The organism is Chryseobacterium pennipullorum (assembly GCF_003384725.1).
Classification (GTDB): Bacteria; Bacteroidota; Bacteroidia; order Flavobacteriales; family Weeksellaceae; genus Chryseobacterium; species Chryseobacterium pennipullorum.
Map to the genome: position 1 here is coordinate 41,236 of NZ_QNVV01000022.1, position 22,744 is coordinate 63,979.

Genomic DNA, 22,744 nt, shown 5'->3' on the forward strand with positions numbered 1-22,744 from the left:
AGTCAAATTTTTTGCAAAGATATTATTTTTAAGTATTCTAAATAAATAATAATATTGATATTTATCATAAATTAATATCTGCTGAATAATAAAAAACCCGTCTCAGCTATTACTGAGACGGGTTTTTTAAAATATTATTAAATTTTTCTTAAGCAGGAATTTCTCCTTTGTATAAGAAAGAAATAATTTCTTTGTTCAATTTGTCGATCATTTCACTGAATAAGTGGAAAGATTCCTGTTTGTAGATTACTAATGGATCTTTCTGCTCGTAAACAGCTCCCTGAGAAGATCTTCTCAAGTCATCCATCTCACGAAGGTGAAGTTTCCAGTTTTCGTCGATAATCGATAACGTAATATTCTTTTCGAAATCGTTTACTAAACTTTCACATTGAGTATCGTAGGCTTCTTTAAGATCGGCTACAATGGTCATTGTTTTGTGTCCGTCAGTGAACGGAACCTGGATCATTTTAAACATTGACCCCTGATTCTGATAAACATTCTCAATGATCGGGAATGATTTTTCTTTCAGTAGGTTCAGTTTCATCTGGTAATCTTCCTGTGCAGCTTTGAATACAATATTGGTCAGATCCTGAATGTTCTTGTTGCCGAAATCACTTTCAGAAACAGGAGATTCCATCGTGAACGTTTTAATGATCTCGTATTCAAAATCTTTATAGCTTCCGTTTGCTTTTCCTTTCGCTACGATAGAATTGGCAACATCGAAAATCATATTCGTGATGTCATACTTCAGGTGATCTCCGAACAATGCATTCTTCCTTCTCTTATAGATTACATCACGTTGTTTATTCATCACGTCATCATATTCAAGAAGCCTCTTTCTGGTTCCGAAGTTGTTTTCCTCTACTTTTTTCTGAGCTCTCTCAATAGACTTGCTGATCATGGAATGCTGAATAACTTCACCTTCCTTATGACCCATTCTGTCCATCATTTTGGCAATTCTCTCAGACCCGAATAAACGCATCAGGTTATCTTCAAGAGATACGTAGAACTGAGAGCTTCCAGGATCCCCCTGACGTCCTGCTCTACCTCTTAACTGTCTGTCTACACGTCTGGAATCATGTCTTTCTGTACCAATGATTGCAAGTCCTCCGGCTTCTTTTACTTCTTTGGAAAGCTTAATATCCGTACCACGACCCGCCATGTTTGTTGCAATGGTTACCACTCCCGGCTGTCCAGCCCCTGCCACGATCTCCGCTTCCTTCTTGTGGAGCTTAGCATTCAGTACCTGGTGCGGAATTTTTCTCAGCTGAAGGGCCTTTGAAAGCAATTGGGAAATTTCAACAGAAGTAGTACCTACAAGTACCGGTCTTTTTGCTTCTGTTAATTTTTCTACCTCTTCAATAACTGCATTATATTTTTCTCTGTTAGTCTTGAAAACTAAATCCTGTTTGTCATTTCTTAAAATTGGACGGTTGGTTGGGATAACCACGACATCCAGTTTGTAGATTTCCCAAAGTTCACCAGCCTCCGTTTCAGCTGTACCGGTCATCCCAGCAAGCTTGTTGTACATACGGAAATAATTCTGAAGTGTGATCGTTGCAAAAGTCTGAGTAGCAGCCTCAATCTTTACACTTTCTTTCGCCTCAATAGCCTGGTGAAGACCGTCAGAATAACGACGTCCCTCCATGATACGGCCAGTCTGCTCATCAACGATTTTTACTTCACCGTCGATTACGACATACTCATCATCTTTTTCAAATAATGTATAGGCTTTCAATAGCTGGCTCATGGTGTGAACACGCTCAGATTTTTCAGCAAAGTCTGCAAATAACCTTTCTTTAGCTTCGAATTCCTCTTCTTTAGAAAGGTTTTTAGCTTCTACTTCAGCAATTTCAGTCCCGATATCAGGAAGAACGAAGAAGTTTGCATCAGAGTTCCCCTGAGACATGTACTCAACACCTTTATCTGTAAGGTCTACCTGATTATTTTTTTCTTCAATGACGAAGTAAAGGTCTTTATCTACAATCGGCATATCACGGTTGTTGTCCTGCATATACTGCGCTTCAACCTTCTGAAGCAATGCTCTGTTTCCGCTTTCCGATAAGAATTTAATTAATTGTCTGTTTTTTGGAAGGCCTCTGTATGCCTGAAGTAATTTGAATCCCCCTTCCTTGGTATTTCCTGCAGCGATTAATTTTTTCGCTTCATTGAAAATAGCAGAAACGGTTTTCTTTTGTACTTCAACAATCCTGTCTATAGAAGGCTTAAGAACATCAAACTCCTGTCTGTCTCCCTGAGGAACCGGACCGGAAATAATCAAAGGTGTTCTTGCATCATCTACTAATACAGAGTCTACCTCATCCACGATAGCAAAGTTCAGTTCTCTTTGTACCAATTCTGAAGGAGATGTTACCATGTTATCTCTCAGATAATCGAAACCGAATTCATTATTCGTTCCATAGGTGATATCTGAATTATATGCTTTTCTTCTTCCGTCTGAGTTCGGCTGGTGGTTATCAATACAGTCGATAGACATTCCATGGAACTGATAAAGAGGCCCCATCCATGCGGAGTCTCTTTTCGCAAGGTAGTCGTTCACTGTAACAACGTGTACGCCCCTTTCCGGAAGAGAATTTAAGTAAATAGGTAATGTTCCTACCAAAGTTTTACCTTCACCGGTTGCCATCTCGGCAATTTTACCGCTGTGAAGAATAACCCCTCCGATAAACTGAACATCATAGTGGACCATATCCCAAACTACAGGGGTTCCGGCAGCGTCCCATGAGTTTTTCCAAACGGCTGTGTCTCCCTGGATTTCAACGAAATCTTTTCCGGCAGCAGCTAATTCCCTGTCCCAGTCAGTTGCCGTAATACGGATTTCCCCATTCTGGGCCCATCTTCTTGCGGTCTCTTTTACCAAGGCAAAAGCTTCTGGAAGGATCTGAATCAGAACTTTCTCTTCAATTTCGTATGATTCTTTCTTAAGAGTCTCAATCTTTGAAAAAAGAGCTTCTTTTTCGTCAACGTTGGTTGAATTTTTTATTTGCTCTTGGGTCTGTTCTATCTGAGCTGAGATCTTGCTGGTTGCAGATTTAATATTCTCTTTAAACTCAGCAGTTTTCTGTCTCAAACCATCATCCGTCAATTGTTGGATATTGGGTTCTACAGCTTTGATTTTTGTTACAACTTTTTTTACTTCTTTTAGGTCCTGCGCTTTTTTGTCTCCCAAAAACCCTTTAAGAACTTTGTTTAAAAAACTCATAAATTTTTTGCTTTATGCTTAATGCAAGATGCTTTAAGCGTTGTAAATGACACGCTTATCGTGTAAGTTAATATATAAAAAGGGCAAAAAAGCTCTAAGCTGGCAGCCTAAAGCTTATCGCTTTATTAATATTCATCCTCGTTCCAAAGGAAGTCTTCATCAGTAGGATAGTCGCTCCATACCTCTTCAATAGATTCGTAAATCTCTCCTTCGTCTTCAATAGCCTGAAGGTTTTCCACTACTTCCATAGGTGCACCAGTTCTGATTGCGTAGTCAATAAGCTCTGCTTTTGTCATTGGCCAAGGTGCGTCACTTAAATAGGATGCTAATTCTAATGTCCAGTACATAATTTTCTAATTTTTTGCAAAAGTATAAAAATAGGTTGTATAATAAACTTTTTTATACTTGATTTTCAATTCTTTTTATAATTTTTTCTTGTCAATGTCTGCCATAAACCTTATGCAAAGCATGTCAGCCATTCACTTAATGTCGTTTTCTCAAAAACCATTCCACAAATTTTTTTATGCCATTTTGGAAGTCTGTGTCTGGTTGGTATCCTATTAAAGCCTTTGCTTTGGTAATATCTGCGTTCGTTTTTGTGACATCTCCTGGCTGCATTGGCAGAATTTTTTTTCGGGCTGTCATACCCAGTGCATCCTCAATCGTTTTTACCATCTCTGAAAGGGTGATCACCTGATTTTCCCCCAGATTAAGAATTTCATAGATACCGGTGTGGCTTTCCAGGTACAGCACAGACTTGATGATTCCATCAATAATATCATCTACATAAGTATAATCACGGGCTGTATTTCCATCGCCGTAGAACGGGATTTCCAGGCCTTCAGAAATAAGGTTTGCAAATTTATGGATGGCAAGATCCGGCCTCTGTCTGGGACCATATACAGTAAAAAACCTTAGCTGAATCATGTCAATCTGGTAAAGGCTGTGATACACATGTCCAAGGACCTCACCACATTTTTTGGTTGCAGCATAGGGAGAAATAGGATTGTCCACATTATCGGTCTCAGAAAAAGGAACCTTTTCATTGTTTCCGTATACGCTTGAGGAAGAAGCGCAAATAAATTTCTTAACATTAAAGTCTTTACACAGCTCCCAGAGATTCATGGTTCCACGGACATTCACTTCTTCATATTCCAGCGGCCTCTCTATAGACGGACGTACGCCGGCCAGTGCAGCCAAATGAATGACCATATCAATAGGATGGTTTCTGAAAATGTTTTCAAGCCCGCTTTTATCCCTGATATCCTGCCAGTAAAGTGAATACCGGTCTGAATGCGTGATGGAGATCAATTGTCTGATATCAGTCTCTTTGTCTGAAAACTCAAAATCCGAAATTGTATCAATAGACTCTAAAGTATTTTTTATTTTTATCTGATAGCTATAGAAATCATCAAAATTGTCAACGTTTATGACAGAATGTCCATTTCTTAATAATCGTTCTATTACATGAGAGCCGATGAATCCGCTACCACCTGTTACAAGATAAATCATTTGTGGGTTTTTATTAGCGCAAAAATATAAATTTTACTTATTGAAAATATAATCATTAAATTTACTTAAAAAAGTAATATAACAAATATAATATGCAGTTTCAAGGGCAAATTTTAAAAATGACAAGCTACGATGCAAAACCTATCCAGTATTATCTGAATCTTTCAGGGGATCTCATCCATATGAACGAGCTGTTTGGAAAGGAACTCAGCATCAAACATATTGGTTTCCAATGTGTGAATTGTGGTGAGGATAAAACGATCTACAGAATGGGGTTCTGTAAAAACTGCTTTTTTGAAAGCCCATATGCCAGCGATACCATTATCCGCCCGGAATTATCTACCGCACATTTAGGTGTTGCAGAACGTGACCTGGATGTAGAAAGAGAAATTCAACTGCAGCCACATACTGTTTATCTGGCCTATACCGGAGACGTAAAGGTGGGAGTGACAAGAAATACCCAGATTCCTACAAGATGGATCGATCAGGGGGCCACTTTTGCTCTTCCCATTGCAAGAACAGAAAACCGCTACGAGGCAGGAATGATAGAAGTGGCCTTGAAAGAACATTTAGCCGATAAAACCAACTGGAGGAAAATGTTACAGGATGATTATGAAGGAGAAGTGGATCTTGCGGACTTCCAACAGAAAATAAAAGAATACTTCCCTCAGGATTTCCAGAAATTCTACAGTGAAGGGGAGAACCTTTGGATGTTTGACTATCCTTTTGAGAAGCCTGAGAAAGTGAGTTCATTTACTCTGGATAAAAAACCCGAGTTTACAGGAAAGCTTACAGGAATTAAAGGTCAGTATCTAGGATTTGACGGGGGGAATTTTATTAATGTAAGAGGCCATGAAGGGTATGTGATTGAAATGGTTATCAAAAAATAAGGCACCTGTAAAAACAATAAACCAAATCACAAATATGAAAAAATGGGCTAAAAGAGTACTGATAAGCTTTGGAATTCTGGCAGCAGTTATACTTGCGGCCAATTTCGGATTAAATATTTGGCTTAAAACCCAACTTCCGGATTATATTAAAAAAAATACCGATTATAAAGTTTCTTACAAAACGCTGGATGTTGATCTGGGAACCGGAAATATTTTAGCAACCGGTATTACTGTCAACAGTAAAGATCCGCAAAATACGAATGTGATAGGATTGCAGGGGACTATTGATACTTTAAAGATCAGTCGTTTTGGTATTTATGACGCTATTTTTAATAAAACGATTAGCTCATCAGACCTGCTGTTGGCAAAACCGAATCTTAATGTAATTCTTGCAAAGCCAATAGATCGTAAAACAGGAAAAAAGAGAAATCCGGTTTTATTTGAAAATATCAGGATCAATGAAGGTACGATTGCTGTTTTTAAACATACCAAACAGAAGTTCCTTTCTGTACATCAATTGGATCTTTTTGTTGAAAACCTTCAGATGACAGAAGAATCGGTAGAGCATAAACTACCGGTTGTTTTTGACCGATACAGCATCAAAGGTAAAAGCTTCTTTTTTCGCCCGGATGAAGTATATGCTGTTACCATCAGCAATATACATACTGCTGATGGTCAGATGACCGTGGAAAATTTCAAACTGATTCCTCTTTTATCACTCAATCAGTTTAAAAAGTTTTATCCCAAAAAAGCAAGGTTATTTGAGTTTGCCATTCCAAAAATGGAATTCAAAGACGTGATGCTGAATAAAAACAAAATTTCCCTGACGAATGCCGATTTTCAAAACCCCAGGCTTATCGTTCATAATACGGGAATACCCGTTAAAAACAGTAATAAAAAATCAGATTTTGAAGTCAATCTGGAAAATATAAAGCTTAGCAATGCTGTAGCTCTGATTAATAAGCCGGACGGTAGTGCATTATTATCTGCCGGAAACCTTAATCTGAATATCAATCAGCTAAAATTTAATAAAGAAACCTCCGATCAGGTAATTCCTGTGGGGTACAGGGATTTTACATTTTCAGGAAGAGATATTGTATATTCCAATCAGCAGAATATTTCTGTCAGAACGGTCGGTATAAATCCGAAGAGTGGAGAGCTGAGAGATATTGTGATCACGCCCGGTGCTCATGCAGATGGGAAGACGACAATGGACCTGAAGTCTAGTCATATTGCTTTTAACATCAATAAACTTGAATTTATTAATAAGAAGCTGAATCTTGATCTTAAAGATCTTCTTGTAGAAAATATAAATGGAACTGTTAAGGCCGGTGTAAAAAAGCAGAAAACTGTGCAAAGACCTGGCATAATACAGTCTGTAACCGTGCAAAAAACTTCGGTTAAAAACTCGAATATTATTTATGATAAAGGTGGCGAGCCTTTGGCTTTTCATGATCTGAATGCAACAGTTAATGAAATTATGCTGACGCCTCAACCTAAGGGTCAGGGACTTTCTTTTAAAGTGAAGGACTATTTCCTGACAACAAGAAATTTTGCATATAAAACTCAGTTCTACAATATCAGTCTGGGTCTTTTGAAACTCAATAAAAATAAGGTACAGGTGAATAATTTTGCCATGAAACCTCTTGTTTCAAGAGCTCAGTTTATTAAGATGATTCCCGTTGAGCGAGATCTGTATGATCTGAAAGCAGGACAGATCAATGCTGAAGGAAGTTGGGACCTGTTTTCCCAACAGAAATTCTTTAATGCTTCGCGGGTAACCATTGAGTCTGCTGATGCTAATATATTCAGAAGTAAAATTCCGAAAGACGATCCTAAAGTGAAAGCTTTGTATTCCAAAATGCTGCGTTCTATTAAAATTCCGATGACCGTTAATCATCTTGATTTGAAGAATTCAAAGCTGGTCTATGAAGAAGATACCCCGGAAAGTCTGGGACCTGGAAAACTGACATTCAGCAATTTCAATATGAATGTGAAAAACCTGAATTCTGCGAAAACAAAAGGTAAACCTACAAAAGTGGATATAAAGATCAACTGTTCTTTCATGAACCTGGCTCCGCTTTCCGTCAACTGGAATTTTGATGTTGCTGATCCCAGTGATGCTTTTGCCATTTCGGGGAGAACCTCTAATCTTCCTGTAAGTGGAATCAATCCGTTCATCAGACCTTATCTGCATGTAACGGCGACTGCCGGGACGATTCAGGAAATGCTTTTTAATTTCAAAGGAAATCCAGCCGGATTACATGGTACCTTCAATCTTAAGCATAAGGATCTTAAAATCGCGGTACTCAATAAAAATAATCAGGAAAAGAAGGGCCTTCTGACGGCTGTTGTTAATATTTTCATCAAATCAGACTCCGGCAGATTTCCTGAGGCTGTCGCTGTGGAAAATGTAGAACGCGATCCTACAAAATCATTTTTTAATCTTTTCTGGAAAGGAATTGAGCAAGGACTGAAAAAGACATTGATTGGTAAAAGTGTCGAAAAGACAGAGAAAAAGGTAAAGGAGGCTGTATCGTCTGTAAAAGATATGAAACAGTCTGTAAAAGAAATAAAGCAGGAAATCAAAACCAAAAAGGAACCTTCAAAGCCTCAAGAAGAGAAGAAAGAAAAAAAGGGTTTTTTGAATGATCTTTTTAAGAAGAAAGATAAAGCCGAAACGGAATAATTTTAAACCATTAAGATTGTATCAGTTCAATGTATTAAGTTACATTTTCAAAACGATCTTAATGGTTTAAAAAATATGATAGAATTGATTCATTTAAAAATTGAATTCATCACTTTCCTGAATAGGAATATCCCGTAAGAACTCGTCGAATTTTTCGCCCGGATAATTGCTGTCTGCTCCATAAGAATCGATAATCATACCGAGATTTCCGGTAGTGTCCTTTAATACATACAATACGGCATTGTCATCAGGATTGCTGTCCCCTTCAAAGCGGTATGTTTTTAAGATAATCAACTCAGACGGCTGGTAAATTTTTTCAGAATTCTCAAATTTCATTTCGCATTGGTCATTCATTCTGAATTCTCTGTGAATTCCTCTTTCAGAAAGCGTTTTCATAACCTGGCTTAAGGTCGTCATTCTGTCGATGTTTTCAGGATTTTCCATAATACTATTTTTGTTGGTTACTACAATAATTAAACCATTACATCACTAAATATAAGAAAAATAAAGGATTATAGTTTCCGTAAAAATAAACTTTAATGTTAACAAAATTTATAATTGTAAAAGCTGAAATGGGTATACTTTTTGCAATGGATACTTTAATAAATCAGAGAAAATATGAAAAAAGAAGTTGGAGTTTTACTGGCAGGAGGAGTAGGTCTTTTGGCAGTATTGAGTTTAATCAGCATAAAGAAGATATTGACTAAAAAAGATAAAAAATATAGTGATACCTATTCGGATTATCACAGACACTTTGATGAAAAGAACCACGACGACGAAACACACGGAGTGGAGTTTTATGCGCTGAAGTAGTACAATAATATATTTAATTATGTTTAATCCAATACTTTTGAAAGTGTTGGGTTTTTTTGTGGAAAACTTTAATGTTAAAGTTCATTATTTTATAAAAATTCCATTCTAATTTTACACTGTAGAATGCAAAACGAAAACTTCATAAAAGGTCAGGGTGCTCAGCGAAATGTTATCAACCGTTTCGACAGGTATACCTATGAGCCTGAAGATGAAGATTTTGACTCAGTAAAAACTTCCTTTACTGAGGTTTTCCCGAAAACAATTGTCAATCAGGTTAAAAGCGAAGATCTTCCGATGGCCTACTCCATGAATCCTTACCAGGGATGTGAGCATGGTTGTGCCTACTGCTTTGCAAGACCTACCCATGAATACTGGGGGTACAGTGCTGGTATAGATTTCGAAAGAAAAATTATGGTCAAAAAGAATGCTCCGGAGCTGCTGGAAAAATTCTTTCAAAAAAGAGGTTACCAAGCAGCTCCTATTTTGCTATCCGGAAATACCGATTGCTATCAGCCTGCTGAGCGCCAGTTTGAGATTACCCGGAAAATGCTCCAGGTATGTCTGGATTATAGACACCCCGTTAATATATTGACAAAAAATGCGTTGGTGCTGCGCGACCTCGACCTTTTGAAACCAATGGCAGAGCAAAATCTGGTGTCTGTTTCTCTGAGTATTCCTACCATCAATGAAGAATTAAGAAGGAAAATGGAACCGCGGACAAGTTCAGCTCCGAATAAATTAAAGGCGATAGAAATTCTCTCTGAAAATAAAATTCCTGTTCACGTTATGGTCGCTCCGGTTATTCCGGGACTGAATAGTGATGAGCCGTTGAATATACTAAAGTCTATTGCAGATGCCGGAGCATTGGGCTTCGGGTATACTTTGGTGCGTTTAAATGATACGGTGGAGCCGGTTTTTGTCAACTGGATCGAAGCTCACTTTCCGGACAGGGCTCAGAAGGTCCTTAACCTTATCCGGTCGATGCGCGGCGGCAAGCTGGGAGACAAAAGATATTTTGAACGACAGAAGGGCGAGGGTAATATTGCCGAAATGATCCATACCACATTTAAAATTGGAAAAAAGAAATTCTTTGAGGGTAAAGAATTTCCAAAACTATCCACTGCTAACTTTACAGGAACCAGAGATCAGCAGCTGAGATTGTTTGATTAAGATAAAGGGATACTGCAAACCGCATAAAAGCCACCCAAAAGGTGGCTTTTATGACAAGATAACTGCTGTTTTAATAAATAACAGGTTGTTCACCGTCCAGACATATAAATTCTACCCGGCACAATTCTCTGTACTGTATTCCGTCACTGCATACATAAAAGCATTCTCCAGGATAAGGATAGCTTATTCCTCCGGAAATACTCTTCAATTTACTTTTGCTAAGTTTTTTTAGATTTTTCATATTATTTTAATTTGAGAGTTTATAAATATAATGAAATATTTTTAAGTTATTGTTTTTTAGGGGTTTATTTGGCGTAAGGCTTCGGAATGCTAAGAAATAAAAAAAGCCGCTTCAGACAGAAACGGCATTATTACATTTTGATGATCAATTTTACATATCACTGCTAGTGTCCGGACATTTAAAATCATCACTGCACGTAGCACAGATTACAGTGCCATTGCAGTAATACATACAAAATTCCGGCTCAGGAAGACTAATGCCCGCACCTGAAATACTCTTTAATTGGTCTTTTCTTAGTTTTTTTAAATTTTTCATATGATTTAATTAAAAATTTGATAGTAAAGTAAAATTAATCAAAATATTATTAACAAAACCTAAGTGAGGTACCTAAAAAAGTATACAACACGCTAAAAAGAATGATGAGTCTATATCATTAAAACGATATTGGTATTTATTTATTTGATAATTAATCAGATAAGTGTTAAATTTAAACAAGCGTTATCCGAAAAGCTTGTAGAGTAGGAAAAACTAAAAATCGAAAACTATGAAAAATTTAAAGAGACTTTCCCGGGAGGAAAAGAGAAATACCGTTGCGGGTGATAGCGGGTCCCCGGCTTATTGTTTTGAAGGCGGTCCCGGTGAAGGTGGCTGTTCAGCAGGTTATATATGTTCAGGAGGTAAATGTATACCTTACATAGATAATCCCGGTGGAGGTGGTAATCCGGGTGGTGGGGATACGTATACCTGTATCTGCCCGTGGGGAACTGTCACTCAATCTACCCCGTGTCCTGAATTTTACTGTATAACCGGATAAAAAAAATAGTCAGTAATTCAATTACTGACTATTTTAAGGTATAATTATTTTTTGATCAAGCCCAGTTCAATGAGCCTCTCATGTAAAAATTCTCCAGCAGTAGTGTCTTCATACAATTTTGGGTTGTTTTCATCAACACAGTTTTCAAGAGCATTTAAAGACATCGCACTGATAGGGTGCATAAAGAAAGGAATTGAGTATCTTGAAGTGCTCCAGAGCTCTCTTGGCGGATTTACCACTCTGTGGATGGTAGATTTCAGTTTATTGTTGGTATGCCTGGATAGCATATCGCCCACATTAATCATCAATTCATCCGGTTCCGCGATAGCATCGATCCATTCTCCGTTATGATTTTGTACCTGAAGACCTTTGCCTTGTGCGCCCATTAAAAGGGTAATCAGGTTGATGTCTCCGTGAGCAGCTGCTCTTACGGCGTCATCCGGTTCTTCTTTGATTGGTGGATAATGAATAGGTCTTAAAATAGAATTTCCTTCTGCGATTTTGTCATCAAAGTAAAATTCATCAAGACCAAGGTGCAGGGCTAAAGCTCTTAAAACATACTGTCCTGTTTTTTCAAGCATCTGGAAGGCCTCTTTACCTACTTCGTTGAATTTCGGAAGTTCATCAACGATGACGTTGTCGGGATACTCTGTTTTGTATTTTGAATCATCAGATACGTATTGTCCGAAATGCCAAAATTCTTTTAAGTCTCCTTTTTTGAAACCTTTTGCAGTTTCTTTACCGAATCCTACATAGCCTCTCTGGCCACCAATTCCTGGAATCTCATATTTCTGTTTGGTTTCCACTGGCTGGTCAAAAAAGTTTTTTACCTCTCCATAAAGGTCTTCTACTAATTTGTCATCAAGAAAGTGACCTTTTAAGGCAACAAAACCAATTTCTTCATAAGCTTTTCCGATTTCATTTACAAATTTCTGTTTGCGTTCCGGGTTGCCCGAAAGGAAATCACGCAGGTCTACACTAGGTATTTTATCCATTTTTAGAAATTTACGAATAGCAAAATTACATTTTTTTTAATTTAAATAATTTTAAAATCATTATTTATAAGTTAAATTTGCTGTATGAAAAAATATTCTTCTAAGAGAAGTATCCAAATACTCGCACATCTCCTTCAGCAGTATGGAATTGCTGACGTTGTGATCTCTCCGGGATCAAGAAATGCTCCTTTAGCGATTCATTTTTCAGAAATAGACAGTTTCAACTGTTACAGCATCGTAGATGAGAGAAGTGCTGCCTTTGTAGCCATGGGAATGGCTAAAAGTGAAAAAAAGCCGGTTGCCATAACCTGTACCAGCGGGTCTGCAGTGGTGAATTATTATCCGGCAGTTACTGAAGCTTTTTATCAGAATGTTCCACTTTTGATTCTCACTGCTGACCGGCCAACGGATTTTGTTGATATTTTTGACGGGCAGACGATCAGACAGAAAGATGTTTTTCATCAGCATTCTTATGGTGATTTCCAGCTTTTGGAAGACAGCAAAGAGAATGCAGAAGATATTAATTTCGACATTATTAAAAAAGCTATTGAACTTTGCTTTGAAAAGCAGGGTCCCGTACATATCAATATTCCTTTGGAAGAACCTTTATATGAGCTGGTGTCTGAGCTTCCCACTTTTCCTACTGTAGAAAAGACAATCAAGCATAAGGAGTATGAGATTCCTTCCCATCTGATTGCCGAGTGGCACACCTCGCAAAGAATTATGCTTCTGGTGGGAACAAAAGATTACAGCCCGGAGCTTGAAAATCAGCTGACGCAGCTGGTCAAAAACCATTCTGTTGTTGTTTTGAGTGAGGCGAATTCTAATCTTCACCATGAGAAGTTCTTCAGACATATTGATAGGTATATCTTTAATTTTACAGAAGAGGACTATAAAACGTACGCACCGGATCTGCTGATTACTGTAGGGCAGAATGTGGTTTCCAAGAAGGTAAAGCAGTTCCTGAGAAATGCCCGTCCCAAGCAGCACTGGCATCTTGATGAGGTCTGGCAGCCGGATACGTATTTTTCATTAACAGAAAAGATTGAGGTAAGACCGGAGCTTTTCTTTTCCAAACTATTGAAATTTATTAATCTGGAACCGCGTCCTTATTTCAATCTTTGGGATGTTCTGAGAGATAAGAAAGATGCTAAGCACGAGCAGTTTCTTAATACACTGGACTTCTCGGATTTTTATTTTTTCAATAAGGCTGCACAGACAATTCCTGATACTTATAATATTCATTTCAGTAATTCATCAGCGATCAGATATGCTCAGCTGTTTGATTTTGGAAAAAGCAAAATGTACTGTAACCGGGGAACCAGTGGGATTGATGGTTCTACATCTACCGCCATGGGATTTGCGATCAAAAATGAAAAGCCTACTTTGCTGATTACAGGAGACTTAAGTTTCTTTTATGATATTAATGGCCTCTGGAACCAATATATTCCGCCATTTGTAAGAATTATGATCTTCAATAACGGGGAAGGAAACATCTTTAAAATTATTCCGGGACCTGGAAATGCCAATCCTAATACACTGGATGAGTTTATTGCTACCAAACACCGTAAAAATGCAGAGTATCTGGCCAAGCATTTCGGATTCTCTTATATCAGGGTTGAAGATGAACTGACATTGGACCGGGTGCTGGAGAATTTCTTCAAACCAGATGCACAGCCTAAGATCCTGGAAGTAAACACTTACGGGAAAAATAGTGGCGATGTACTAAAGGCTTATTTTGAATTTATGAAGTAAAATTAAAAATCAAGATATTCTTCATTCCCCGGCAGATTCATAATTCTGTCGATGGGGTAAATAAACATATCATCAAAATCATTTAAAGCATTAATGATTTGAAAATGAGTGAACTGTTTTATATTTTGTAAGGTAATCTCGGTTTCTTTTATCTTTTTGTGCTTGAGAAGATGTTGCCTCTGTACACCGTTTAAAAGATAACTATTGGGGGTAAACCAATCTTTACCTTTGAGAAACAATAGATTGGAGAATGAGGTGTCAGTGATATGGTTGTTTTTGACAATAATGATTTCTTCGGCTTTGGCCTTCATTTTCATTTTGTCCAGTTCTTTTCGGTCCTCAAACTTGAAAGAATAATCGAAACTGTTATTCTCTACCAGCTGAAACCCGTGTATTTCAGGAATGGCATAGGGGATCATCTGCGTCCGTATCTTTTTGTCTAGGTCATAGGAAACCCTCAGTTTAAAAAGCCCGTCTTCGTCGTGCTGCAGATTTTTATAGATCTTGGCAAGATCAATGGAGCCTTCTTTCCCAAAGTGGGAAAAAGTCTGATTGACACGTTTCTGATGGAGTTCCAGCAGGAAAATTTCCTGGTCTTCTACTTTAATGCTTTCAATGAATTGGGACATAGATTTTGTTTTTCATTTCCTGATATTCGTCTTCTAATTTACTCATGTGCGTTATACCGCCTCCGCTCTTGAAAAAAAGTTGATCCCCTTTTTTTTCAATAAAACGTATCATTACACAGCTGTCGACATTCCGGCCGTCGAACCAGCCACAAACTCCCGTATAATACCCTCTTTCATATCCTTCTGCATCCAGAATGATTTCCAGTGTTTTAGGCTTGGGTGCTCCTAATATAGAACCTGCAGGAAGAAGCTTTTGCATAATGCTGCCTACTTTTCCATCATATTCCGGTTTTAATACTCCCGAGATCTCAGAGCTCATGGTATACAAATCCTTTTGTTGGGTTTTGATGAAATCAATATGTTGAAATTTGTCAACTTTTACTTTATCTGCCACCATACTCAGGTCGTTCCGGAGAAGGTCTACCACGGTGTAATGTTCAGCTTTCTCCTTCCGGTCATTTTTTAACATTTCAGCTGCATTTTCCAGGGAGGCATCAATGGTTCCTTTCATCGGATAGGTTAAAATTTTACCATCCACAATCTTTACAAAAGTTTCAGGAGAAAAAAATACAAAAAAATCTTTATAAAAGACCTTGTATTTCGCATTTGAATGATAGAAAATTTCTTCCAGGCTTAAATTCGTCTCTATTTCAGTTTTGCGGGTATAATTAACCAGATAAGAATTTCCCAGCCGAATATTTTTCTGAACTTTTTCAAAACCTATTTTAAAGCTTTCCAGTGTTTCCGGAAACGATTTCCATTGTATTTTTTTATTCAATGGCTGTTTGTGTTTTGCGTTTGAAAAATGTTGAAAATCAATGAGTAAACCTGATTTCTCAATGTCATTCTCTTTGTAAATTTCAACGTTCTGTGCAAGGAAGTCGATGACAAAGAAATAGGGAACCTTCTGTAGGGAAAGCTCGTCCATTTCTATAAATTTTTGATGATTCGCTGAAAACATTCCGCAAAAATAATTATTGATGTTTACTTTTGCATAAAATTTTTATGATGCAGAGCAAATATCCTCAGAAACCGAAGATCGATTTTATATTGAAGCAGGCTTTTTTTTATTGGAATAAAACGTTGGTGTTTCAGTTGATGTTTTCAATGATCTTTTTTGGAATCTTCCTTACCTCAGTGTTTTTCTTTGGATCCAAATATGGGATCTGGGACCAGAATCAGGTGCTTACCGAAGCCCTGAGACAGGGAACCAAAGCATATATGGAAAAGATTGCCGCACTGAGTGCCACTGAAAACTATCAGATGTTTACCTATGCAATCTGGGGAACTACCGCATTTCTCTATCCGCTGAATCTTGGAATGTTTCAGATCTACCGAAAGCTTGATCTGAATGAAAAAATAGAACTGGGAGACTTGTTTGCGGGATATAATGGGCTTAATTTTTTTAAGTACCTGAGTTATTATATTTTCTGGTTCCTGATCTACAGGCTCACTGTTCCTACTTTGTTTCTGGCAGTCATATGGGTCGCAATGACCGTTTTTGTTGCTCCGCTGATGTTTTTTACCAACAAAAGAATTTTTGAGGCCATTTCCTTAAACCTCAAAGCACTAAGAATGTACTTTGTGGAAATTATGGTTTGTGTGGTGGTAGCTGTTTTATTTAAGTATATCGGATTTACCCTGTTTTTGATCGGGGGTCTTTTTACATTTCCCTTCTGGAACGCTATGATTTATTCACTTTACAAAACTGTATTTTCAGAGAAAGGTTAAATTTCAGCTATGTTTCATGTGTTTTATTGCTAAAAAAAGTTAAATTTGGTAAAATCATTAAATATTTAAACTATGTCTGAATTTAACGAATTTGATCAGCAGGGATCAGTCCCGAACAGAGATACGGGATCGATTATCTCGCACGCTTTTGAAATGTATAAAGGTGTTTTCGGTTATGCAGTGGTTGCTATGATCATCTATCTTGTGGGAGGGTCTGTGATTCAATGGATGACCGGTTTTAATTCTGCATCGATGATGCAGGATGTAAACTTTTCCGGCGACTACTCAAGCTTCAATTACTGGAATACTCCGGGACTTCCCCTGTATATGACCCTATCAAGTCTTTTTGGTCTGTTATTGGCTCCGCTGTATGTAGGACTGATTTACATGATCAATAAATACAATACAAAAAACCCGATTGAGTTTTCTGATCTATTCATCGGATACCGTCAGAATTTTGTCAATATTCTGATTTATAGCTTTCTATCCGGAATCATTTCGGCAATAGCAGCAGCATTATGTTTTTTCCCTCTTATATTTGTGTATCCTCTGCTTTTAATAGGATATCCTATTCTGTTATTTGAAAACGCTTCCGCAACTGATGCGCTAACAAAATCGTTTAATATTGCGAAAGAAAATTACGGAACATTCCTGCTGACAGGCATTTTGGGAATACTTATTTCTGTAGCGGGAATCATTCTCTGTGGGATAGGAATTATCTTAACGGCTCCGTTTATTATGGCAGTAATGTATTCTACATATTGTGCATTCGTAGGAAAGCCAAGACAGATCACGTATAACAAACAATAAAAAAACTACACGAAATGATGAATAAAGAACAGATAAGCAGTGTTGCCATCAAGCAGATTTCTTTGCTTGCCATTATTCTGGTATTGACAGGTTTGGTCTGTTTTAATCTGGCATTGTTTATTCCATCGGTATTAGGTGCCATTACCATATATGTCGTGTGCAGGAAGTATAATTTTTATCTGCAGGACGAAAGAAAATGGAAACCTTCGCTTGCAGCATTTGCCCTGATGTTCGCAAGTCTTATCGTGCTGATTCTGCCTATTTATTTTATTGCAGATCTGATTATTGATAAGCTTGGAAATGCTCAGGCATATATGGCAAAGTTCAATGTTTTCCTGGACAAAATACACTCCTATATCTATGAAAAAGTAGGGTTTGACATCCTGAGCAGGGAAAATATGACAAAGCTGAAAGATGCTGTAGGAAGATTTTCAACGTCTGCACTCAGCGGAACTTTCAACACGCTGACAGTAATCATGTCGATGTATTTTATTCTGTATTTTATGCTGGAAAAACCGAGGTTATTTGAAAGAATCCTTACTTCTTCGGCACCTTTGAAAAGATCCAACATTTCGTTGATCGGGGATAAAATGCGGAAACTGATTATGGCCAATGCGATCGGAATTCCCGTAGTTGCTGTAGGACAGGGAATTGTTTCATTTATCGGATATCTTATTTTCGGTGCCCCGGGAGCAGTGTTGCTTTTTGCCCTGACAGCGGCAGCATCAGTAATTCCTGTCGTAGGAACTGCGATTATCTATGTCCCGGTGTGTATCTTTATGATTGCCGAAGGAAATACAGCACAGGGACTTGGTCTGGCTATTTATTGTGTAGTAGTGGTAGGTCTTACCGACAACCTGCTCCGCTTCACTCTGTTGAAAAAACTGGAAAATATCCATCCGCTGAATACCGTCTTCGGAATCATCATGGGGATGAATCTCTTTGGTTTTATGGGGCTTATTTTTGGACCTATTCTGATTTCATTCACTCTTCTGCTGATCCAGATCTACAGAAATGAATTTTCAGATGAGAATACACCGCCCGATTTAGAACTGCCCAATGAGCCTGATCTTGAGAACAAACTAATTTAATTATAAAAAACGTGGAAGGACTGAATCCTGAAATATTGAGAGAGATTTGTGCTGTAAGAATGCCTTTTGGAAAGTATGAAGGTACCATTCTGGCAGACCTGCCGGTAAGTTACCTGGAATGGTTTCTCCGCAATGGTGGAATGCCCAAAGGAAAACTGGGAATGCAGCTTTCAACGGTTTATGAAATCAAATTGAATGGTCTCACGGACTTGCTGATTCCTATCCGGGCATCTGTGAGGAATGGTTTGTAAGATCTTTGAAACATCATATACTAATTTCGGCGGCATCGAAGATGCCGCCGAAATAGTTTGCTTTATAATCAGGCCTTTAGGGCTGCGATTTCATCTCTGAGTTTAGCTGCTTTTATGAAATCAAGGTTTTTAGCAGCTGATTCCATCTCTTTCTGCATCTGGTTGATCATCTTTTCTATATCTTCACTGGCATAGCTGGCTTTAGTTTCAGCTACTTTTTGAAGAATTTCCTTCTGGGTGTATTTCTCATCAGGGAAATCCTTGCTTCTACCTACCAGGCTTTCAGATATCTTCTTATTTAAAGCTTTTGGCTGCAATCCGTGCTCTTCATTGTACTGCATTTGTTTGGCCCGGCGGTATTCTGTCTCATCCAGTGTGGCTTGCATGGATTTGGTGATTTTGTCAGCGTACATGATGGCCTTTCCATTGATGTTCCTTGCGGCACGCCCTACTGTCTGGATCATCGATCTTCTGCTCCGAAGCATTCCTTCTTTGTCAGCATCCAGAATAGCAACAAGTGAAACTTCCGGTAAGTCAAGTCCCTCTCTTAAAAGGTTAACACCAATCAGAACATCAAAAATTCCCAAACGCAGATCCTGCATAATCTGGATACGCTCCAGGGTTTCCACATCAGAATGGATGTATCTGGTCCGGATCCCGAATTTTGTGAAGTATTTCGTCAGTTCTTCTGCCATTTTCTTGGTCAGTGTCGTTACCAGAACCCTCTCATCAGCATCGGCTCTTTTCTGGATCTCTTCCATCAGGTCATCGATTTGATTTAAGGTTGGTCTTATCTCAATGATAGGATCAAGAAGACCTGTAGGGCGGATAATCTGTTCAATATAGGCACCTCCGGTTTTTTCAAGCTCATAATCCGCAGGTGTTGCAGAAACGTAAATAACCTGGTTTTGCATCCCTTCAAATTCCTCAAACTTCAAAGGTCTGTTGTCCATGGCTGCAGGAAGTCTGAAACCATATTCTACCAATGCCTCTTTTCTGCTCCGGTCACCGCCATACATGGCGTGTACCTGGGGTACTGTCACGTGGCTTTCGTCGATTACCATTAAGAAATCTCTCGGGAAATAATCGATCAGACAGAAGGGTCTTGTACCTGGAAGTCTTCCATCCAGGTATCTGGAGTAGTTCTCAATTCCCGAGCAGTATCCCAGTTCTTTAATCATTTCGAGATCGAGTTCTGTCCTTTCCTGAAGTCTCTTGGCTTCAAGTGGTTTTTCAATAGAATTGAAAAAATCTACCTGCTTTACCATATCATCCTGAATCTCTCTGATAGCCCCGTTTAAGGTTTCTTTTGAGGTTACAAAAAGGTTGGCAGGGTAGATCTGGATCTGTTCAAAATTAGAGTCAACATTTCCTGTAACAGGATCAAAGCTTTGGATTTTTTCAATTTCATCTCCAAAAAACTGAATTCTGATCGCGTTATCTGCATAAGCCGGGAAGACATCGATTACATCTCCTTTTACACGGAATGTACCACGCTGAAACTCATTTAATGTTCGTGCATATAAGGCGTTCACTAAGGAATGGAGTAGTGCTGTTCGCGTTACCTTTTCACCAATCCCTATGGAAATTAATGATTTATGAAACTCAGTTGGGTTTCCGATACCATAAATACAGGAAACAGATGCTACGATCAGAACATCTCTTCTTCCTGAAAGAAGACTTGCTGTAGCAGAAAGACGTAGTTTTTCTACCTCTTCATTGATGCTCAGATCCTTTTCTATATAAGTTCCGCTGGTCGCGATGTAAGCTTCCGGCTGGTAATAATCATAGTAGCTGACGAAGTATTCCACGGCATTGTCCGGAAAGAATTCCTTAAACTCCATAAAAAGCTGTGCTGCCAAGGTTTTGTTGTGTGCCAATACTAAGGTTGGCCGCTGGACATTCTGAACAACATTGGCAACAGTAAAGGTTTTTCCGGAACCGGTAACCCCCAGAAGGGTCTGGTATTTCTCGCCGATCTCTATTCCTTCAGTAAGCTTATCGATGGCCTGAGGCTGATCCCCGGTAGGTTTATATTCTGATTGAAGATTAAAATTCATAAAAAAGAATGTATACAACAAAAATACGAAAGAAATTTTGAGACAGGATAAAGTTTTGATGGTGAATATTTTGATAATAAAAATTCAACTGATCTATCGTAATTGCTTTTCCTTTTTCTATAGACTATTGGAGATTAAAGGATATGAAAAAAGCGCTAAAGGTTTAGCGCTTGTATTTAGTTGGCAAAAGTAAGAGTAGCAGGCACTTTCAATACGGAGGCTATGGCTTGTCCGTTTTGCGTGGCGGGTTTCCAGGTCGTTTCATTGCTGATAGCGGTAATCGTTCGCAGAAGCTCCCTGTTCATGGCATCATCATCTCCCGAAGTAGTAATATCGGTTGCTTTTCCCTTTGCATCAATATGGATATAGGCTGTTGATGTGATGGAGCCTTTTTTAGGAGTGAGTATACTTATATCCATGGTATTGCCTATTTTGGATCGGAGCACTTTCATTCCATCAGGATATTGGGGCTGAATAAGACCTTTGTCTGATTCTGAATTCATGGTTATTGATGTGTTTTTACCCTCGTTGCTTAGTGTTTCAGCTGGTTTTTTTGGAGATATTGTATCCGGTATGGCTTTTACATTCTCTCTGACTTCCCTTATCGTTTCGGGCTTTTCCTGCTGAAACACGGCATTCTTATCATCCCTTTTTGAAAGTGCCGGATCCGTTTTGTTACTCAATAAGTTGTTACCATCCTCTTTGTCAAGATGCTGATTTGATCTTGTGCTTGTTATCTCTTCAGATACTGAAGGATGAGTAGCATAAATCTTTTCGGAAAATAAAAAGGTGGCTGCTATGAGTGCAGTGATACCTGCTGTTTTCCGTACGTTACTGAACTTTGTTTTTTTTGCTTTCATCATAATAAATCTTTTTTTGGTATTGTTAAAATTAAATGAATGGGTAAGGTGTTGATTCTGGCTTGTGATAATTTCTTCGAGAATCAGATTCTGATAATCTTTCATGTTGAAGTGGTTCTGTAAAACGGCTTCATCCGCTAAAAACTCGTGATTGGTTATCATCGCTTTTTTATAGAGAAAAATAACAGGATTAAACCATGTGAAAATCTTCAGCATATCCACAAGTATTAGATCTACGCTGTGTTTCTGATCAAGGTGGCTTTTTTCGTGCAGAAATATTCTTGGATCTATTGCGTTGTTTTGAACGTAATTTTTGCCCATATACATTGTGTTCCAGAAGCTGAAAGGAGAAAAACTCTCAGCAGTCAGGATAATCCGGTAATTCTGGTAAATCCATTGTTCTCCTTTGATCCTTTTAACTTTTATAAAGGCTGCAAGGCTTTTTATCAGCAGAAGTACTGTTACTGAAATGTATATAATCCAGACAATATGCACCCAGCTAAAACTGCTTTCATGCTGGGAACGGACAGATACAACCTGCACGATTTCATCAATCACAAGTCCGGGCTTTTTTTCTGCTCCGAAAGCAGGCAGTGTGACTGTAATAAACGGAATCACATTAGAAAGGACCAGTGAGCTCAATAAATAAAGCCTGTTGAACCGGTACATTCTCTCTTTCTCCAGAAACATATAGTAGACGGCAATAAAGACCGAGGAGCAAAGAATAATTTTTAGAATAACAGCCTCCATATTTATTCTTTTATCTGTTCATCTATAATATCGCGGAGTTCTTTCAATTGTTTTTGGCTCAGTTTTGCATTGGATGTAAAGAATGATGCAAACTGTGTTAATGAGCTGTTGAAAAAACGGTCAATCATTGAAGTCATTTCCTCCTTGAAATATTCTCCTTTTTCTACTTTAGGGTAGTATTCTCGGGAATTTCCATACAGTGTATATCCAACAAGCTCCTTATTCTGCATTCTTTTGAGCAATGTGGCGACTGTTGTAGCAGCAGGTTTAGGATCCGGGTATTCTTCCAGGATATCTTTCATAAAAATGTTTTTCTTCTCCCAAAGAATATCCATTAAAACCTTTTCAGAATCTGTCAATTTAATCTCTTTCATTCTACAATGTTGTAATTTGTTCTACAAATGTAGAATAAAATTTTTATTACACAAATTTTTATGGCATTATTTTTCCATTCATTTGT

At 38.1% G+C, this 22,744-nt stretch carries 22 protein-coding genes; 10 read left to right on the plus strand and 12 right to left on the minus strand.

All coding sequences use genetic code 11. The features are described from left to right. Positions 1 to 148: 148 nt before the first annotated feature. The 3 genes from secA to DRF67_RS18785 all read right to left on the minus strand — a co-directional run bounded on the left by secA (position 149) and on the right by DRF67_RS18785 (position 4,735). Positions 149 to 3,223 (minus strand): preprotein translocase subunit SecA, encoded by a 3,075-nt coding sequence (gene secA / locus DRF67_RS18775; RefSeq protein WP_115929836.1) that lies wholly within the window; start codon positions 3,221 to 3,223, stop codon positions 149 to 151. 125 nt (positions 3,224 to 3,348) lie between these two features. Continuing rightward, positions 3,349 to 3,570: a DUF2795 domain-containing protein gene (locus DRF67_RS18780; protein WP_002662059.1), complete on the minus strand. Its 222-nt coding sequence runs from the start codon at positions 3,568 to 3,570 to the stop codon at positions 3,349 to 3,351. A 136-nt stretch (positions 3,571 to 3,706) separates the two neighbouring features. Then, positions 3,707 to 4,735 carry a GDP-mannose 4,6-dehydratase gene (locus tag DRF67_RS18785; protein ID WP_115929837.1) on the minus strand — a complete coding sequence of 343 codons (1,029 nt, stop codon included), beginning with the start codon at positions 4,733 to 4,735 and terminating at the stop codon, positions 3,707 to 3,709. A 92-nt stretch (positions 4,736 to 4,827) separates the two neighbouring features. On the opposite strand from DRF67_RS18785, the gene DRF67_RS18790 reads away from it, so the two are divergent. After that, complete coding sequence (locus DRF67_RS18790) at positions 4,828 to 5,625, plus strand: DUF2797 domain-containing protein (protein WP_115929838.1); 798 nt, start codon at positions 4,828 to 4,830, stop codon at positions 5,623 to 5,625. 34 nt (positions 5,626 to 5,659) lie between these two features. Further along, a complete protein-coding gene (locus DRF67_RS18795; protein ID WP_115929868.1) occupies positions 5,660 to 8,314 on the plus strand; it encodes an AsmA family protein in 2,655 nt (884 codons plus the stop codon). Between the two features lie 93 nt (positions 8,315 to 8,407). Here DRF67_RS18795 and DRF67_RS18800 read toward each other — a convergent pair whose 3' ends face one another. Then, positions 8,408 to 8,758, minus strand: coding sequence for a hypothetical protein (locus tag DRF67_RS18800; RefSeq protein WP_115929839.1), 351 nt, complete (start codon positions 8,756 to 8,758; stop codon positions 8,408 to 8,410). Between the two features lie 174 nt (positions 8,759 to 8,932). Here DRF67_RS18800 and DRF67_RS18805 point away from each other — a divergent pair, with 174 nt between their 5' ends. Both DRF67_RS18805 and DRF67_RS18810 read left to right on the plus strand, forming a co-directional pair. Next, entirely contained in the window at positions 8,933 to 9,127 is a 195-nt protein-coding gene (locus DRF67_RS18805) for a hypothetical protein (RefSeq protein WP_115929840.1), read from the plus strand. 123 nt (positions 9,128 to 9,250) lie between these two features. Continuing rightward, on the plus strand, positions 9,251 to 10,297 hold the full coding sequence (locus DRF67_RS18810) for a PA0069 family radical SAM protein (RefSeq protein ID WP_115929841.1): 1,047 nt from the start codon (positions 9,251 to 9,253) through the stop codon (positions 10,295 to 10,297). 70 nt (positions 10,298 to 10,367) lie between these two features. Here the strand turns inward: DRF67_RS18810 and DRF67_RS21625 are convergent, their stop codons facing one another. Both DRF67_RS21625 and DRF67_RS22060 read right to left on the minus strand, forming a co-directional pair. Further along, positions 10,368 to 10,538 (minus strand): bacteriocin-like protein, encoded by a 171-nt coding sequence (locus DRF67_RS21625; protein ID WP_165851838.1) that lies wholly within the window; start codon positions 10,536 to 10,538, stop codon positions 10,368 to 10,370. A gap of 150 nt (positions 10,539 to 10,688) precedes the next feature. Then, positions 10,689 to 10,853: a bacteriocin-like protein gene (locus DRF67_RS22060; RefSeq protein ID WP_449384855.1), complete on the minus strand. Its 165-nt coding sequence runs from the start codon at positions 10,851 to 10,853 to the stop codon at positions 10,689 to 10,691. 229 nt (positions 10,854 to 11,082) lie between these two features. Between DRF67_RS22060 and DRF67_RS18815 the strand changes: the two genes are divergently transcribed. Further along, entirely contained in the window at positions 11,083 to 11,352 is a 270-nt protein-coding gene (locus tag DRF67_RS18815) for a hypothetical protein (protein ID WP_115929842.1), read from the plus strand. A gap of 44 nt (positions 11,353 to 11,396) precedes the next feature. Here DRF67_RS18815 and DRF67_RS18820 read toward each other — a convergent pair whose 3' ends face one another. Next, on the minus strand, positions 11,397 to 12,347 hold the full coding sequence (locus DRF67_RS18820; RefSeq protein WP_115929843.1) for an isopenicillin N synthase family dioxygenase: 951 nt from the start codon (positions 12,345 to 12,347) through the stop codon (positions 11,397 to 11,399). A gap of 84 nt (positions 12,348 to 12,431) precedes the next feature. On the opposite strand from DRF67_RS18820, the gene menD reads away from it, so the two are divergent. Then, the gene (menD, locus tag DRF67_RS18825) at positions 12,432 to 14,102 is read left to right on the plus strand and encodes a 2-succinyl-5-enolpyruvyl-6-hydroxy-3-cyclohexene-1-carboxylic-acid synthase (RefSeq protein WP_115929844.1); all 1,671 of its coding nucleotides are present in this window, start codon (positions 12,432 to 12,434) and stop codon (positions 14,100 to 14,102) included. A 2-nt stretch (positions 14,103 to 14,104) separates the two neighbouring features. Here menD and DRF67_RS18830 read toward each other — a convergent pair whose 3' ends face one another. After that, complete coding sequence (locus tag DRF67_RS18830; protein ID WP_115929845.1) at positions 14,105 to 14,731, minus strand: aminotransferase class IV; 627 nt, start codon at positions 14,729 to 14,731, stop codon at positions 14,105 to 14,107. Then, positions 14,715 to 15,692, minus strand: coding sequence for an aminodeoxychorismate synthase component I (locus tag DRF67_RS18835; protein ID WP_115929846.1), 978 nt, complete (start codon positions 15,690 to 15,692; stop codon positions 14,715 to 14,717). The genes DRF67_RS18830 and DRF67_RS18835 overlap by 17 nt, the downstream gene beginning before the upstream one ends. Positions 15,693 to 15,736: 44 nt before the next feature. Here DRF67_RS18835 and DRF67_RS18840 point away from each other — a divergent pair, with 44 nt between their 5' ends. The 4 genes from DRF67_RS18840 (at position 15,737) to DRF67_RS18855 (ending at position 18,614) form a co-directional block, all read left to right on the plus strand. Further along, the gene (locus DRF67_RS18840) at positions 15,737 to 16,462 is read left to right on the plus strand and encodes a hypothetical protein (RefSeq protein ID WP_115929847.1); all 726 of its coding nucleotides are present in this window, start codon (positions 15,737 to 15,739) and stop codon (positions 16,460 to 16,462) included. Positions 16,463 to 16,534: 72 nt separating this feature from the next. Next, entirely contained in the window at positions 16,535 to 17,272 is a 738-nt protein-coding gene (locus tag DRF67_RS18845; RefSeq protein ID WP_115929848.1) for a beta-carotene 15,15'-monooxygenase, read from the plus strand. 14 nt (positions 17,273 to 17,286) lie between these two features. Next, complete coding sequence (locus DRF67_RS18850) at positions 17,287 to 18,363, plus strand: AI-2E family transporter (protein WP_115929849.1); 1,077 nt, start codon at positions 17,287 to 17,289, stop codon at positions 18,361 to 18,363. Between the two features lie 20 nt (positions 18,364 to 18,383). Continuing rightward, the gene (locus DRF67_RS18855) at positions 18,384 to 18,614 is read left to right on the plus strand and encodes a DUF3820 family protein (RefSeq protein ID WP_115929869.1); all 231 of its coding nucleotides are present in this window, start codon (positions 18,384 to 18,386) and stop codon (positions 18,612 to 18,614) included. 68 nt (positions 18,615 to 18,682) lie between these two features. Here the strand turns inward: DRF67_RS18855 and uvrB are convergent, their stop codons facing one another. The 3 genes from uvrB to DRF67_RS18870 all read right to left on the minus strand — a co-directional run bounded on the left by uvrB (position 18,683) and on the right by DRF67_RS18870 (position 22,658). Next, on the minus strand, positions 18,683 to 20,674 hold the full coding sequence (gene uvrB, locus DRF67_RS18860) for an excinuclease ABC subunit UvrB (RefSeq protein ID WP_115929850.1): 1,992 nt from the start codon (positions 20,672 to 20,674) through the stop codon (positions 18,683 to 18,685). 176 nt (positions 20,675 to 20,850) lie between these two features. Beyond that, entirely contained in the window at positions 20,851 to 22,284 is a 1,434-nt protein-coding gene (locus DRF67_RS18865; RefSeq protein WP_115929851.1) for a M56 family metallopeptidase, read from the minus strand. Between the two features lie 2 nt (positions 22,285 to 22,286). Next, positions 22,287 to 22,658 (minus strand): BlaI/MecI/CopY family transcriptional regulator, encoded by a 372-nt coding sequence (locus DRF67_RS18870; RefSeq protein WP_115929852.1) that lies wholly within the window; start codon positions 22,656 to 22,658, stop codon positions 22,287 to 22,289. Positions 22,659 to 22,744: the final 86 nt, after the last annotated feature.

Coding starts and splice junctions, on each gene's coding strand:
- secA (WP_115929836.1), bottom strand. CDS start 3,223: ATGAGTTTTTTAAACAAAGTTCTTAAAGGGTTTTTGGGAGACAAAAAA.
- DRF67_RS18780 (WP_002662059.1), bottom strand. CDS start 3,570: ATGTACTGGACATTAGAATTAGCATCCTATTTAAGTGACGCACCTTGG.
- DRF67_RS18785 (WP_115929837.1), bottom strand. CDS start 4,735: ATGATTTATCTTGTAACAGGTGGTAGCGGATTCATCGGCTCTCATGTA.
- DRF67_RS18790 (WP_115929838.1), top strand. CDS start 4,828: ATGCAGTTTCAAGGGCAAATTTTAAAAATGACAAGCTACGATGCAAAA.
- DRF67_RS18795 (WP_115929868.1), top strand. CDS start 5,660: ATGAAAAAATGGGCTAAAAGAGTACTGATAAGCTTTGGAATTCTGGCA.
- DRF67_RS18800 (WP_115929839.1), bottom strand. CDS start 8,758: ATGGAAAATCCTGAAAACATCGACAGAATGACGACCTTAAGCCAGGTT.
- DRF67_RS18805 (WP_115929840.1), top strand. CDS start 8,933: ATGAAAAAAGAAGTTGGAGTTTTACTGGCAGGAGGAGTAGGTCTTTTG.
- DRF67_RS18810 (WP_115929841.1), top strand. CDS start 9,251: ATGCAAAACGAAAACTTCATAAAAGGTCAGGGTGCTCAGCGAAATGTT.
- DRF67_RS21625 (WP_165851838.1), bottom strand. CDS start 10,538: ATGAAAAATCTAAAAAAACTTAGCAAAAGTAAATTGAAGAGTATTTCC.
- DRF67_RS22060 (WP_449384855.1), bottom strand. CDS start 10,853: ATGAAAAATTTAAAAAAACTAAGAAAAGACCAATTAAAGAGTATTTCA.
- DRF67_RS18815 (WP_115929842.1), top strand. CDS start 11,083: ATGAAAAATTTAAAGAGACTTTCCCGGGAGGAAAAGAGAAATACCGTT.
- DRF67_RS18820 (WP_115929843.1), bottom strand. CDS start 12,347: ATGGATAAAATACCTAGTGTAGACCTGCGTGATTTCCTTTCGGGCAAC.
- menD (WP_115929844.1), top strand. CDS start 12,432: ATGAAAAAATATTCTTCTAAGAGAAGTATCCAAATACTCGCACATCTC.
- DRF67_RS18830 (WP_115929845.1), bottom strand. CDS start 14,731: ATGTCCCAATTCATTGAAAGCATTAAAGTAGAAGACCAGGAAATTTTC.
- DRF67_RS18835 (WP_115929846.1), bottom strand. CDS start 15,692: ATGTTTTCAGCGAATCATCAAAAATTTATAGAAATGGACGAGCTTTCC.
- DRF67_RS18840 (WP_115929847.1), top strand. CDS start 15,737: ATGATGCAGAGCAAATATCCTCAGAAACCGAAGATCGATTTTATATTG.
- DRF67_RS18845 (WP_115929848.1), top strand. CDS start 16,535: ATGTCTGAATTTAACGAATTTGATCAGCAGGGATCAGTCCCGAACAGA.
- DRF67_RS18850 (WP_115929849.1), top strand. CDS start 17,287: ATGATGAATAAAGAACAGATAAGCAGTGTTGCCATCAAGCAGATTTCT.
- uvrB (WP_115929850.1), bottom strand. CDS start 20,674: ATGAATTTTAATCTTCAATCAGAATATAAACCTACCGGGGATCAGCCT.
- DRF67_RS18865 (WP_115929851.1), bottom strand. CDS start 22,284: ATGGAGGCTGTTATTCTAAAAATTATTCTTTGCTCCTCGGTCTTTATT.
- DRF67_RS18870 (WP_115929852.1), bottom strand. CDS start 22,658: ATGAAAGAGATTAAATTGACAGATTCTGAAAAGGTTTTAATGGATATT.